Genomic DNA, 12738 nt, shown 5'->3' with positions numbered 1-12738 from the left:
TCTTCCTTCACGATTCACGAATATGGGGAACAGTGGTGTTCGCTCCGCCGGCGGCAGAAGCGTTGGGGATTTGCCCCTTACTCCCTGTCCTGCAGGCCGTAGCTCTTGAAGCCCTCGACCACCTGGGCAATCTCGCCGTCGGGCAGGATGTTCGCGCCACCGATCTGCAGCGCATGGTAATATTGCTTGGCCAGGGTTTCGAGTTCATGGGCGAGCCACATCGCCTTGTCCAGGCTGGAGCCGACCGCGATCATGCCGTGATTGGCGAGCAGGCAACCATTGCGGCCTTCCAGCGCCTCGAGGGCGAAACGCGACAATTCCTCGGAGCCGTAGCGGGCATAGGGCGCGCAGCGTATGTCGGGCCCGCCAAAGGCGGCGATCATGTAGTGGATGGCCGGGATCGGCTTATGGGCGATGGCGAGGATGGTGGACCAGGTGGCATGGGTATGCACCACAGCGCCGGCATCCGGGCGGCCCCTGAGGATGTCGAAATGGAAACGCCATTCCACCGACGGCTTCAGCGGTCCCTGCCAGGCGCCGTACTCGCCCTCGAAGGGCATGGCGGCGATCATGTCCGGTTCCATCTCGTGATAGGGGACGGCCGAGGGGGTGATCAGCATGCGGTCGCCGAAGCGGGCCGAAATATTGCCGGAGGTGCCTTGGTTGAGGCCGTTGGCGTTCATCCAGCGGCATTTGTCGATGATGGCGCGGCGCAGGCCGAGTTCGTCTGGGCTCATGGTGGGTCTTCCGGATTCGAGGCTGTGCCATCGATGCGGAAGAAGGGCCCGGGGTGGCAAGCCCAAATTGTCGAATGAGCGATATTGAGCGCAGAGAGCCGCCGTGCCGATCTTCTCGGCCCATCGCGCGATGGGGCGGGATCGGCATTCCCGCAAACGAAGCGCCGACGGGGAGGACCTCGAGCCTGGTCATGACCCCGGTGATCCAGGGGTCGCACTCGCGGCGACTTGCGCTGTCTGGATGCCCGGGACAAGCCCGGGCACGACAAGGGTAGAGTTTTTTCCCGGTTCCGGTGCGAGGTCCGTGCCGGGGCTCCGAAGACCGGCGCACCAGTCCGCGCTCCCGGCAAAGGGGCGTCCTGGCGGGTCTGACGACCCGCCCCCGAATCCGATCAGCGGCGACGCATATTGCCACCGCCGCGCTGCGGCGGACGGGGGCCGGACGAAGCACGCTCGTCCTTGTGGCGGAAGATGATGCGTCCCTTGTCGAGGTCGTAGGGCGACATCTCGACGGTGACGCGGTCGCCTTCGATGGTCTTGATGCGATTCTTCTTCATCTTGCCGGCCGTATAGGCGATCATCTCGTGGCCATTGTCGAGCTTCACGCGGAAACGGGCGTCCGGCAACACTTCGGAAACCTCGCCTTCAAATTCCATCAGTTCTTCTTTTGCCATGTGCAGGTCCTATTGAGGGAATGAAAAGGCCGCGCCCTTAGGCGGCGCGACGCTGATTGTTGCGGCCACCCGGACGGCGCGAACGCCCCGAACGCGGCTGGCCCGAATGGGATTTTTCCTGCTGCCCGCTGTTGCGGGGCTTGCCGTTCGGCTTGCCCTGATGCGGGTGACGGGGACCACGCTCGCCGTGCTTCTGATCGGCTTCGAGCCCCTGCACCGGAGCGGCCACCATCAGCGGCTTCTTGGTGAGGCGCTCGATCGCCTTGAGCTCGTCGCGCTCATTGGGATCGCAGAAGGAATAGGCGATGCCGCTGCGTCCGGCGCGGGCGGTGCGGCCGATGCGGTGCACATAGCTTTCCGCATCCACCGGCATCTCGAAATTGACGACATGGGTGATGTCGTCGACATCGATGCCGCGGGCGGCGATATCGGTGGCGACCAGGATGCGCGTGGCGCCGGAGCGGAAATCCTCCAGGGCCTTCTGGCGCGCATTCTGCGACTTGTTGCCATGGATCGCCGCCGAGGGGATGCCGGCCTTGTCGAGATGGCCCGAGACGCGGTTGGCGCCATGCTTGGTCCGCGTGAAGACGATGACGCGGCTCATCGCCGGATCGTTGAGCAGATGGAGCAGCAGCGAACGCTTCACCGAGGCCGGCACGTGGTAGACATGCTGGTCGATCTTGTCGACCGTCACCACTTCCGGCGTCACTTCCACATGCACGGGCTCGAGCAGGATTTCCTCGCCGAGCTTCTTGATCGCCTTCGGCATGGTGGCCGAGAACAGGAGGGACTGGCGCTCCAGCGGCGTCTCGTCGACGATCTTGAGCACGTCGCGCGAGAAGCCCATGTCGAGCATGCGATCGGCCTCGTCGAGCACCAGGATCTCCACCTTGTCGAGGCGGACCTTGCGCTGCTGCTGCAGGTCGAGCAGGCGGCCGGGCGTGGCGACCAGAATGTCGACGCCGTCGGACAATGCCTTGACCTGCGGCCCCTGGCTGACGCCCCCGAAGATCACAGCGGTGCGGAAGCCCATATGCACGCCATAGGTGCGGAAGCTCTCGTCGATCTGAATGGCGAGTTCTCGCGTCGGCGCCAGGATGAGGGCGCGCACGCCCTTAGGGCCGGCGCCGTGGCGCGACTTCGACAGGCGCTGCAGGATCGGCAGCGCGAAGGCCGCGGTCTTGCCCGTGCCGGTCTGAGCCAGGCCCATCATGTCGCGCCCTTCGAGAAGGGCGGGAATGGCCTTGTGCTGGATCGGGGTGGGATTTTTGTAGTCGGCGGCGTCAAGCGCACGCAAAAGCGGCTCGGCCAAGCCGAGCGACGCAAAAGTTACTTCGGAAGTCACATCAAATCCTTCATGCCACGCTCGTCGATCGGACGGCAGCGCGGCCACCGTCCGGGTCCGCGATCACAGCCCGTCACCCGCCGCAATGGCATGATGAGACGGTACGGCGATATCGCGACCCACGCGCGGATGGGAGCAGCGGAATGTTAGTGGGGACGGCCGGGAGGTGAGGCGCTGCTTCTCAACGAGCAAAAAACCAGCGCGCCGCGCGAACCCCCGAGCGGTCGATACAGCCGGTTGCTGCGCTTTTTGCAGCGCAAAGTCAAGGAAAAAGCAAAGCACACCGGATGGATTGCGGAATATCGACCTCTCGGCACCACCGTCGGGAAGGCGACTTCGGTACTAACGCAACGTCATGGACATTCCCTAACGTTGCTGCTCATATGCCGGCAGATTCTCTCGAGCGTGACTCGGGATTCGTGCGGCGGATGAAGAGGCCTCGCCGCAGTCCCGGCAGGTTCTGCCGAGGTGCAAAGGCGTTCCGTCAGCATGTCCGAATCCGAAACCATGTCGCCCGATGACAGCCCGGCGAGGCCCGGCGAGCAAGACCTTGACAGGGCTATTGCCGAATTCAGCAGGGCAATCGAACGCAAGCCCCACGCCATCGACGCCATTTACGAGCGGGCTCTTGCCTATCACCACAAACGGGCCTTTCCCGAGGCGATCGCCGATTATGACAGGGTGATCGCGTTGGACCCCGGCCATGCCGACGCCCTCTTCAAGCGCAGCATCGTCCACCGCCAGCTCGGCGCCTTCGACAAGGCCACCGCCGATTTCGACCGGGCCATACAAATCCTGTGGCGCCGGCAGGCGTTTTCATCCGCGAACGAGTCCTGATGCCCGGGTCGCGATGTTTGACTCACGCGTCAATGCGAGGGTAGCGAAGCAATCCAGGAGCGAAGGCCACCGCTTCTAGAAGCCCTGGATTGCTTCGCTACCCTCGCAATGACGGGCTCGGTCGGGCTTAGCATCGATGGCGTTGGCATGACCGGCCAACCTTCTTGCCTGTCGCTGCGCCAGATTAACATTTTGTCATCCAAGCTTCACGAACCCCGCCTAAGGGTCGCCAGACCATGGAAACACGGGGGTGTTTGGAGATGACGGACCTTACTTCGGGCCACAGGAGCGGCCATCCGCTCGACAGGCCGAGTTCTCTTGGCAACCTGCCCAATATCGTGATCGCCCTGATCCTGCTCGGGGGCCTGGGCTATGTCTGCTACGCACTGGTCGCCGATCTCACCGGCGCGGTGGCCGTGCCCTGGATCCTGCTCGGCCTGGCCCTGCTGATCGCCCTCGGCTTCGAATTCGTCAACGGCTTCCACGATACCGCCAATGCGGTGGCGACGGTGATCTACACCCACTCGCTGCCGGCCGAATTCGCGGTGATCTGGTCGGGCGTCTTCAACTTCCTCGGCGTGCTCACGGCGAGCGGTGCGGTGGCTTTCGGCATCATCTCGCTGCTGCCTGTGGAGTTGATCATGCAGGTCGGTTCGAGCGCGGGCCTGGCCATGGTGTTCGCGCTTCTGATCGCCGCCATCGTCTGGAACCTCGGCACCTGGTATTTCGGCCTGCCGGCCTCGAGCTCGCACACCATGGTCGGCTCGATCATCGGTGTCGGCCTCGCCAACCAGTTCCTAGCGCCGGCCGGCTCCGCCACCAGCGGCGTCGACTGGTCCCAGGCCAAGAATATCGGCCTGTCGCTGCTGATCTCGCCCCTGTTCGGCTTCTTCCTGGCCGGCGCCCTGCTGCTCCTGATGAAGGTCGTGGTGCGCAATAAGGCCCTTTATGTCGAGCCGAAGGGCAACAACCCGCCGCCGCTGTGGATCCGCGGCCTGCTGATCCTGACCTGCACGCTGGTCAGCTTCTTCCACGGCTCCAATGACGGCCAGAAAGGCATGGGCCTGATCATGCTGATCCTGATCGGCGTGGTGCCCACCGCCTTCGCCCTCAACCGCACGCCCGACATCAACTATCTCGAAACCTACAAGGCTGCTTCGACCGCAGCCGGTTCGGTCCTGGGCAACTACGTCAAGCCGGGCGTGACGGTCGCCCCCGCCGATGCCAAGGCCAAGGTCGCCGAGGCGGTGCGCACGCGCAACTGGAGCGACGAGACGACGCCGGCCCTGAAGATCTTCATCGAGCAGACCACATCCCAGCTCTCGCCCTACGGCTCGGCCGCGGCGGTGCCTGCCGGGCTGGTCTCGAACACCCGCAACGACATGTATCTGATCGGCGAGGCCCTCAAGCTGATCGACTCCAAGAAGCTGCTGCCGGTGTCGGACGCTGACCTGAAGACGATCAAGACCTATCACGTAGCCACCGACAACACGACCAAGTTCATCCCGACCTGGGTGAAGGTCGCCATCGCCCTGGCCCTCGGCCTCGGCACCATGGTGGGATGGAAGCGCATCGTGGTGACGGTCGGCGAGAAGATCGGCAAGACCCATCTCACCTATGGCCAGGGGGCCTCGGCCGAGATCGTGGCCGCGGCGACGATCGGCGCCGCCGACTATCTCGGCCTGCCCGTCTCCACCACCCATGTGCTGTCGTCCGGTGTCGCCGGCACCATGGCGGCCAACGGCACGGGGCTGCAGATGTCGACGGTGCGCAACTTGATCATGGCCTGGGTGCTCACCCTCCCGGCCTCGATGGCCCTGTCCTTCGCGCTCTTCGTGGTGCTGCGCCAGATCATCTGAAGCAGCGCATCCTGGTCGCTGGAATGGCCGCCTCCGGGCGGCCATTCCTTTAGGCTATATCTGAACCGTCACGCCGCCCCTCACCCTGTCCAGTGGATAGATGGGTAACACTTTGAACCGGATACATGGGTTACAGTCTCCCCGTAAGAACGGGGCGAGGGAGACTTCGGTGTTTCGCCTTATTCTGCAGACGCAACATCTCGCACCAAGGCGTGACATGGGACCCCCTCTCCCCGCCTCTTGCGGGGAGAGGGTAAGGGTAAGGGGCGGCTCGGCCAGGGCCGGACTTATCCATCGGCTTGATCTAGATTCCCGCCATCGCCGCCCGGAAGGCGCGGACGATGTCCGCCCTGGTGCGGCGTCGTCCGCCCACCGCAAAGCCGAGGCGGACGGCATCGGCGCTCCATGGCTCCCCTTCCGCCGAACAGGAGCTGTGCACCTCGGTGACGGGAAGCGCCGCCAGCAGCGCGGCGATATTGGCCGGCGTCAATCCCGAGCCCGGCATGATGCCGATGCGGCCCCGGGCCGCCCGGTGCAGGCGCACCAATTCGTCCAGCCCGGCGGGAGCGCCGGCCGATCCTCCCGAAGTAAGGATGCGTTCGAAGCCGAGCGCGATGGCCGTCTCCAGCGCCGCCTGCCGGTCCGGCACCAGATCGAAGGCGCGATGCAGCGTGGTGCCGAGCCCCTCGGTATGCGGATGCAGGCGCGACAGCAACGCTTCGTCGAGCCGACCACCGGGCAGGGATGCCCCCAGCACCACGCCGGCCAGCCCTGCTCCGCCCGCCGCCTCGATATCGGCCAGCATGATCTCGCCCTCCCGGGGCGAGAAAACGAAGTCGCCGGCCCTCGGCCGGATCATGGCATAGACCGGGATCGGTGCCTGGGCAGCCAGGCGCATCAGGCCCGATGACGGCGTCAACCCGCCGAGTTCGAGCGCCGAGCACAGTTCGATGCGGTCGGCGCCGCCCTCGATCGCGGCTTCGAGGCTGTCGGCGTCGGCAACGCAGATTTCGAGCAAGGCCGTCACGAGCGTTCTCCCTGATGGGCCAGGAGGGCCGCGCCGATCAGCCCGGGCTCCGGCGCGAGGGTCGAAGGTACCACCAGCGGCGCCGAGGATCGTCGCAGGATGCGATGGCGCACCGCCTCGTCCAGCCTTGCGATCAGTTCCGGCACGCTGGCGAGGCCGCCCCCGACCGGCACGATGTCGGCACCGACGATATTGATCGCAAGGGCGAGGGGTGAGGCGACGAGATCGACCTGGCAGGCCACGGTGCGGGCCGCCGCCGCATCGCCGGCCCGCCAGGCCGCGATGATCTCGGTGCTCTCGCACGCATCCCCGGTGAGATGGCGGTGCAGCCTTTCGAGGCCGCGCGCGCCGCCGACCGTGTCGACACAGCCCTTCTGGCCGCAGCCGCAGGCAAAGCGCGGGATCGCGACCGGCGGCTCGCCCGCCTCGCTCGCCACCACCGGTCCATGCCCCCATTCGCCGGCGAAACCGCCAGCGCCGGTGAGGATCCGGCCGTCGACGACCAGGCCGCCGCCGATGCCGGTGCCGATGATGATGCCGAAGACGATGCGATGCCCACGCCCGGCGCCCTTCACCGCCTCGGCCAGGGCAAAGCAGTCGGCGTCATTGGCGACGTGCACGGGCACGCCAAGCCGCTCGGCCAGGTCGGGAGCCAGCCGCCGCCCGTCGATGCAGGGAATGTTGGCGCAGGTGATGATTTCGCTGCGTGGATCGACCACACCGGTGATGGACACGGCGATATCATCGCCCGCCCCCGCCCCGCCCTGCCGCCTCAGTTGCGCGAGCGCCTGCACGAAGGCCCCGAAATCGTCGAGCGGCGTCGCAATGCGGGCAAAGGGCCTGACCTCGCCCCGCGGCGTGGCGAGGGCCGCCTTGATGGCGGAGCCTCCGATATCGAAGCAGATCGTCATTGACAGAAGAGACCTTCCAAACCGTTGTTTCCTGTATTAGGCCGTGGCGTCAGGTATGATTTCGCGTTTCCATGGAGCAAAGCGCATTTACACCCTGACGCTGCATTGCTCTAACTCTTTGGTTCGACGTGTCTTTGCGATTCTTGGCGATACGGCCAAATCGCAAAACGCTTTGGAGGAGCAGGCAAGGCCGCATGAGGCGCAAGGCAGCACCGACCATCAGCGACGTGGCCGCGCTCGCCGGCGTCTCCAGGGCCGTCGCCTCGCGCGCACTCTCCGCTTCCAAGCGGCCGGTATCCGACGCCAAGCGCGACCGCGTCCTGGCTGCGGCCGCCGAACTCGGCTATCGCGTCAACCTCCTGGCCCAGAGCCTGACCACCCAGACCGTCAATCTCGTCGCCGTCCTGGTCAACCATATCCACGATCTTTCCGATCTCGACCTGTTCGACCTGCTGCTCGCCGAGATCCAGGCGGGCGGCCGGCAGGTCATCCTGGTGCGGGTCGGCTCCACCGACAAGGTCGAGGAGTTCCTGCGCCAGGGCGTGGCCTATCATGTCGATGCCGCCCTGGTGTTCTCCGATTTCGCCGACGCGGCGACGGTGAGGCGCATGTTCCGCTCCGACCTGGTGATCATGCTCAATGGCCGCCACGATCATCGCTCGCCCGCCATCATTCCGGACGAAGCCGTCGGCATCGGCCAGGCGGTCGCGGATGCCGCTGCCAAGGGCGTCAAATGCGCCAGCCTCGTCACGGGCCGGGCGAGTTCTCTGGTGGAGCAGGCACGCATCGGCCTTTTTCATCGCGCCTTCGAAAGCCATGGCATCGCGCTGCTGCAAACCCTGCAGGGCGACTATTCCTATCGTTCCGGCCATGCTTTGGCAGCCAGCCTGCTCGAGGGCGAGCGCCCGGATGCGGTATTCTGCACGTCCGACGCCATGGCGATGGGCATCCTCGACGTCTTCAGGGCGGACTTTTCCCGCAACCGGCCGAGCCGTTTCCGTCTCTATGGCTTCGACAATCTCTCCCTGCTCGACTTCGAGGCCTATCCGATCTCCTCGATCGGCTACGACAAGGCGGCCTATGTCGCCCGCATGCTGCGCCTGCTCAACGAACCTCCCGCCGGCGGGGGCACCTTCGAGCCGGAACTGGTGCCGACCCGCTACGTGCCGCGCCTGACGGGGTGATGGCCGCCCCCTCACCAGAGCGGGGTCAGCTTGGGCGGGTTGGCCTTCTCCCCCCACCACTTCTTGTAATTGGCCTCATAGGCGCCGGACTGGATGTAGTCGGAGACGAACATATCGAGCCAGCGCACGAATTCGGGATCGCCCTTGGCCACCGCGATGCCGATGGGATCGTTGGAATAGAGCCCCGGCAGGGTGACGAGCGAGGGGTTCTTGGTGGCGAGATAGTCGAGCAGGGACGAATCCTCGATCGCCGCGTCCACGCGCTTTTGCTGGAGCTGCAGCACGCCATCGGGGGCGAACTGGTCGACATAGACGAGATTGGCGGTCGGCACCGCCTTCTTGAGGAAGCTCTCGCCGGTGGTGCCGCGCCCCACTACCACCGACTTGCCGCCGAGATCCTCCAGCTTGGTAATGCCCGCATCGGCCTGCACCAGGATACGCAGGCCCGCCCGGTTATAGGGGATGGAGAAGTTCACCGTCTTGGCCCGCTCCAGCGTGGCCGAGGTGTTGGCGACCACAATGTCGAGCTGCCCGGAGACCAGCATCGAGATGCGGGCATCGCCGGAAACGTCGGTGAACTCCACGGGCACGCCGAGCTTTTCGGCGAGAAGGTTGGCGACGTCGACATCATAGCCCACCGGATTGTTCTGGGCGTCGCGGAAACCGATCGGCTCGCCTCCCAGCGAGACGCCGATCCGCACGCTGCCGCGCGAACGGATGTCGTCGAGCTTGCCGGCGAGTACCGGCAGGGCGGCGCAGGCGGCGATCGCCAGGCCCAGTACTACAGGCAGGATCTTCTTCATGATTGTGCACTCCCCTCTGTCAGATCGTTCTCGCCGGCCGGAGCTCGGGCTCCGCCATGGTATCGTCCCACAGCCAGTAGCGGATCTCGCCCTCGCAGCGGAAATTGACCACCTCGTGGTGTCCCTCGGCATCGGCCGCGTGGATCACCACGCCGCCGAGAAAGCCTTCGGCGAGCTCGGCCAGTTCCTCCACGGCGAGATCGACGGCCTCGCGCAGCGAGCGGCCGAGCTTGAGCGCGAGCACGATGGTGCGCGCGGTGGCGCAGCGCATGGTCATCTCGCCGGTATGGGTGCAGACGGCGGCGCCGTAACGGCTGTCGGCATAGAAGCCGGCGCCGGGAATGGGGCTATCGCCGAGGCGGCCCGGATATTTCCAGGCCCAGCCCGAGGTGGACGTCGCCGTATGGATGCCGCGCCGGTGGTCGGCGCTGAGAAAGACCGTGGTGTCCCTCACTCGTTCAGGGTCGGTGATCGCGCGCGACAGGGGCGCGAGCGGTATGTCGGGAAAACGGGCCAGTTGCTCGGCATCGAGCTCGGCTTCGAGGCGTTCGCGCCAGACACGCCTGGAATCCTCGATCAGCACCTCATCGACGGAGAAACCGATTTCACTGGCAAAGCGCCGGGCGCCCGTGCCCGTCAGCATGACATGGGGCAGGCGTTGCATCACGGCCTGGGCCAGGGCGGCGACCGGGATGGTGTCAGGCACGGCGCCGACCGAACCGATTTCCCTCGTCGTGCCGTTCATCACGGCGGCATCGCATTCCATCGCGCCCAGCATATTGGGCCAGCCGCCATAGCCGACGCTGCGCACGCGCGGCTCGGCTTCGACGCGGCCGATGCCGGCGACCATGGCATCGAGGCTGTCGGCGCCCGCCCGCAGCATCTCGACCGTCAGCGGGAATCCGGGCCAGGCTTCGGCATTGGCGAGCAGCAACATTTCAGGGCCTAATCTTTCCGCATTTTTGAAAGGAATTGCGCGATGCGCGGATGGTCGCGCCCGACTTCGGGGGCGAAGAAGGCTTCCGTCGGCAGATCGACCAGCAGCCTGCCATGTTCGAGGAAGACGATACGGTTCGAGATACGCCGGGCGAACTCCACCTCATGGGTGACGAACAGCATGGTGGTGCCGGTGCGGGCGAGCCTGGCCAGAATGGCCAGGACCTCGGCGGTCATTTCCGGATCGAGCGCGCTCGTCACCTCGTCGAGCAGGAGATAGCGTGGGTTCATGGCAAGCGCCCGGCAGATGCCGACGCGCTGGCGCTGGCCGCCGGAAAGCTGGGCCGGATAGGCACTTGCCTTGTCGCCCATGCCGACCTGCTCCAACAGCACGACGGCACGGTGCTCTGCTTCCGCCCGCGGCTGGCGCAGCACCTCCAACGGCGCCAGCGTGATGTTCTGCAACACGGTCAGATGCGGATAGAGATTGAAAAGCTGGAACACGGTGGCCGAGCGCTTGCGCGCCTCGGCAAGGTCGCGCGATTTCGATACGTCGAAATCGTCGATGGTGATGCGGCCGGCGTCGAGCTTCTCCAGCCCGTTGATGCAGCGGATCAGGGTGGACTTGCCCGAACCGGACGAGCCGAGCACGGAGACGACCTGCCCGGGCTCGATGGCAAGGTCCAGGCCGTCAAGCACACGGTGCGAGCCGAAATCCTTGCAGACTTTCTCGACTTTCAGCATGTAGGGCGTGTCATCCATTATGGTTTCGGGCTAGACGGGAGCGATTTTGGCCGAGTGGAAGAAGCGTGAGGACGCAAGCCTTTCGGCTTGCTACGATACGCGACGCGCCAATCGGCCAAAATCGCCCCGCCGCCGGAGGCGGTGAGGTGAAAAATGGCCATCTGCGGCGTCGCTTCGCTTGCCAAGACACAAGTCTTGGCAGCGCTTGCTCCTCCCATCTCGCCATTTTTGACCTCATCTCGCTCCAAACCATAATGGATGACACGCCCTAGATACCTCTCCAGGCGCTATGGGCCCTGAGCCTCGTCTCGTAGCGCGCCCCCAGCCAGGCGACCGTCTTGGCCGCCGCGTAGTAGAAGAGGCCGACCACAGTCCACACCACGAAGGGCTTGAGGGTGCGCAGGTTGAGGATGTTGCCGACCTTGGTCAGGTCCATCACGCCGATCACCGAAATCAGCGAGGTGACCTGGAGCTGGTTGACCAGGAGCCCGGTCAGCGGCCCGATGGCGAAGGCCGTGGCCTGGGGCGTGACGATATGCTTGAGCACCTGCCAGCGGGTGAGGCCGAACACCCTGGCGGCCTCGAGCTGGTCGCGCCCGACGGCGTCGATGGCGGCGGTGGCGATCACATAGACGAAGGCCGCGGTATTGCCTGTCAGGGTTATCGATGCCGCCGTGACGGGCGTGACGTTGATCTTCAGGAAGGCCGGCACGCCGAAAAACACCAGGAAGAGCTGCACCAGCACGGGGGAGTTCTTCAGCAGCTCGGTCACGGCCGTCAGCACCGGGTTCAATCCGGGCAGACGATAAAAGCGCAGCCCGGCCAGCAGAGCGCCGAGCGCGAGCCCGGCCAGCGTGGTGCCGACGAACAGGCCGAGGGAGACGCCGAGCCCCTGCGCCAGCAGCACCAGATCATAAGGCGTGAACTCGGTGTAGCGCATCAGCGGACCGCCTCCATCATGTCGCGGTTGAGGCGCCGATGGATGAGGCCGATGGCGAGCGAGATGAGATAGGTCATCGCTGCATAGACGACCAGCAGGGCAGCATAGACCTCGAAGGGACGGAAGGTATTGGAGGCCACGATCTTGGCCGCGCCGGTGAGCTCGTTCAGCGTGATGACCGAGAGGATCGAAGAGGTCAGGACCAGGTTGACGAACACCGAGCCGAGCGGCCGGATCGAGGTGCGCAGGGCGATCGGCATGACGATGCGGGTGAAGATGGTGCGCTTCGACAGGCCGCTCACCTCCGCCGCCTCGAGAATGCCGGTGTCGATGGCGAGAATCCCGGAGCGGATCACGTCTGAGGCGAAGGCGCCGCCGGCGATGGACAGCGCGATCACGCCGGTGGCGAAGGCATTGAGATAGATGCCGATCTCGGGCAGACCGTAATAGAAGAAGAAGAGCTGCACGATGAAGGGGACGTTGCGGAAGAGGTCCACATAGACGAAGGCGACGCGCCGCAACCAGAGCGAGGCCGACGTACGCGCGATCGCCACCAGCGCCCCGCAGACCAGACTGCCGGCCAGGGCGAGGACGCAGGCCTCCAGCGTCAGCAGCGCCCCTTGGGCGAGGAAGCCGACATAGGGCGTGAGGATGGCGAGATCGAAGCGCATGCTCGCTTCTTTGCTGAGTGAAACCGGTTTCACTTTCGATTACGAACCCGGTAGTGTCAAGCCGCCGGGC

The 12738-nt window shown here is 65.3% G+C and carries 13 protein-coding genes; 3 read left to right on the top strand and 10 right to left on the bottom strand.

Going from position 1 to position 12738, the window contains the following annotated elements; genetic code table 11:
* Positions 1 to 77 precede the first annotated feature (77 nt).
* The 3 genes from J8I29_RS25540 to J8I29_RS25530 form a co-directional block, all read right to left on the bottom strand.
* On the bottom strand, positions 78 to 737 hold the full coding sequence (locus tag J8I29_RS25540) for a class II aldolase/adducin family protein (protein WP_209433810.1): 660 nt from the start codon (positions 735 to 737) through the stop codon (positions 78 to 80).
* Between the two features lie 392 nt (positions 738 to 1129).
* A complete protein-coding gene (gene infA / locus J8I29_RS25535) occupies positions 1130 to 1411 on the bottom strand; it encodes a translation initiation factor IF-1 (RefSeq protein ID WP_068294521.1) in 282 nt (93 codons plus the stop codon).
* Positions 1412 to 1448: 37 nt separating this feature from the next.
* Positions 1449 to 2756 (bottom strand): DEAD/DEAH box helicase, encoded by a 1308-nt coding sequence (locus tag J8I29_RS25530; protein ID WP_209433809.1) that lies wholly within the window; start codon positions 2754 to 2756, stop codon positions 1449 to 1451.
* 489 nt (positions 2757 to 3245) lie between these two features.
* Between J8I29_RS25530 and J8I29_RS25525 the strand changes: the two genes are divergently transcribed.
* Both J8I29_RS25525 and J8I29_RS25520 read left to right on the top strand, forming a co-directional pair.
* Complete coding sequence (locus J8I29_RS25525) at positions 3246 to 3593, top strand: tetratricopeptide repeat protein (protein WP_105865491.1); 348 nt, start codon at positions 3246 to 3248, stop codon at positions 3591 to 3593.
* Positions 3594 to 3853: 260 nt separating this feature from the next.
* Positions 3854 to 5452 (top strand): inorganic phosphate transporter, encoded by a 1599-nt coding sequence (locus J8I29_RS25520; protein WP_209433808.1) that lies wholly within the window; start codon positions 3854 to 3856, stop codon positions 5450 to 5452.
* 304 nt (positions 5453 to 5756) lie between these two features.
* Here the strand turns inward: J8I29_RS25520 and J8I29_RS25515 are convergent, their stop codons facing one another.
* Together J8I29_RS25515 and J8I29_RS25510 are read right to left on the bottom strand one after the other, a co-directional pair.
* Positions 5757 to 6479, bottom strand: coding sequence for a copper homeostasis protein CutC (locus J8I29_RS25515; protein WP_209433807.1), 723 nt, complete (start codon positions 6477 to 6479; stop codon positions 5757 to 5759).
* Complete coding sequence (locus J8I29_RS25510) at positions 6476 to 7390, bottom strand: ROK family protein (RefSeq protein ID WP_209433806.1); 915 nt, start codon at positions 7388 to 7390, stop codon at positions 6476 to 6478. The genes J8I29_RS25515 and J8I29_RS25510 overlap by 4 nt, the downstream gene beginning before the upstream one ends.
* 194 nt (positions 7391 to 7584) lie before the next feature.
* On the opposite strand from J8I29_RS25510, the gene J8I29_RS25505 reads away from it, so the two are divergent.
* Positions 7585 to 8574, top strand: coding sequence for a LacI family DNA-binding transcriptional regulator (locus J8I29_RS25505; protein ID WP_209433805.1), 990 nt, complete (start codon positions 7585 to 7587; stop codon positions 8572 to 8574).
* 11 nt (positions 8575 to 8585) lie between these two features.
* Here J8I29_RS25505 and J8I29_RS25500 read toward each other — a convergent pair whose 3' ends face one another.
* From J8I29_RS25500 to J8I29_RS25480, 5 genes are all read right to left on the bottom strand, one after another.
* Positions 8586 to 9377, bottom strand: coding sequence for a transporter substrate-binding domain-containing protein (locus J8I29_RS25500; protein WP_105865496.1), 792 nt, complete (start codon positions 9375 to 9377; stop codon positions 8586 to 8588).
* A 19-nt stretch (positions 9378 to 9396) separates the two neighbouring features.
* The gene (locus J8I29_RS25495; RefSeq protein ID WP_209433804.1) at positions 9397 to 10314 is read right to left on the bottom strand and encodes an isoaspartyl peptidase/L-asparaginase; all 918 of its coding nucleotides are present in this window, start codon (positions 10312 to 10314) and stop codon (positions 9397 to 9399) included.
* An 8-nt stretch (positions 10315 to 10322) separates the two neighbouring features.
* The gene (locus tag J8I29_RS25490; protein ID WP_209433827.1) at positions 10323 to 11057 is read right to left on the bottom strand and encodes an amino acid ABC transporter ATP-binding protein; all 735 of its coding nucleotides are present in this window, start codon (positions 11055 to 11057) and stop codon (positions 10323 to 10325) included.
* A gap of 268 nt (positions 11058 to 11325) precedes the next feature.
* Positions 11326 to 11997 carry an amino acid ABC transporter permease gene (locus tag J8I29_RS25485; protein WP_209433803.1) on the bottom strand — a complete coding sequence of 224 codons (672 nt, stop codon included), beginning with the start codon at positions 11995 to 11997 and terminating at the stop codon, positions 11326 to 11328.
* The gene (locus J8I29_RS25480; protein ID WP_105865499.1) at positions 11997 to 12668 is read right to left on the bottom strand and encodes an amino acid ABC transporter permease; all 672 of its coding nucleotides are present in this window, start codon (positions 12666 to 12668) and stop codon (positions 11997 to 11999) included. The genes J8I29_RS25485 and J8I29_RS25480 overlap by 1 nt, the downstream gene beginning before the upstream one ends.
* Positions 12669 to 12738 lie beyond the last annotated feature (70 nt).

Origin of the sequence: Labrys sp. LIt4, from assembly GCF_017813775.1 — a bacterium.
In the GTDB taxonomy this organism is placed as follows: domain Bacteria; phylum Pseudomonadota; class Alphaproteobacteria; order Rhizobiales; family Labraceae; genus Labrys; species Labrys okinawensis_A.
Note: the sequence above shows the minus strand (reverse complement) of the source record. Positions and strands in the feature narration are given on the sequence as shown.

Bases quoted from the DNA above. Each gene is read 5' to 3' on its own strand.
- J8I29_RS25505 (WP_209433805.1), top strand. From the start codon at position 7,585: ATGAGGCGCAAGGCAGCACCGACCATCAGCGACGTGGCCGCGCTCGCC.
- J8I29_RS25500 (WP_105865496.1), bottom strand. From the start codon at position 9,377: ATGAAGAAGATCCTGCCTGTAGTACTGGGCCTGGCGATCGCCGCCTGC.
- J8I29_RS25495 (WP_209433804.1), bottom strand. From the start codon at position 10,314: ATGTTGCTGCTCGCCAATGCCGAAGCCTGGCCCGGATTCCCGCTGACG.
- J8I29_RS25525 (WP_105865491.1), top strand. From the start codon at position 3,246: ATGTCCGAATCCGAAACCATGTCGCCCGATGACAGCCCGGCGAGGCCC.
- J8I29_RS25480 (WP_105865499.1), bottom strand. From the start codon at position 12,668: ATGCGCTTCGATCTCGCCATCCTCACGCCCTATGTCGGCTTCCTCGCC.
- J8I29_RS25485 (WP_209433803.1), bottom strand. From the start codon at position 11,997: ATGCGCTACACCGAGTTCACGCCTTATGATCTGGTGCTGCTGGCGCAG.
- J8I29_RS25540 (WP_209433810.1), bottom strand. From the start codon at position 737: ATGAGCCCAGACGAACTCGGCCTGCGCCGCGCCATCATCGACAAATGC.
- J8I29_RS25520 (WP_209433808.1), top strand. From the start codon at position 3,854: ATGACGGACCTTACTTCGGGCCACAGGAGCGGCCATCCGCTCGACAGG.
- infA (WP_068294521.1), bottom strand. From the start codon at position 1,411: ATGGCAAAAGAAGAACTGATGGAATTTGAAGGCGAGGTTTCCGAAGTG.
- J8I29_RS25510 (WP_209433806.1), bottom strand. From the start codon at position 7,390: ATGACGATCTGCTTCGATATCGGAGGCTCCGCCATCAAGGCGGCCCTC.
- J8I29_RS25490 (WP_209433827.1), bottom strand. From the start codon at position 11,057: ATGCTGAAAGTCGAGAAAGTCTGCAAGGATTTCGGCTCGCACCGTGTG.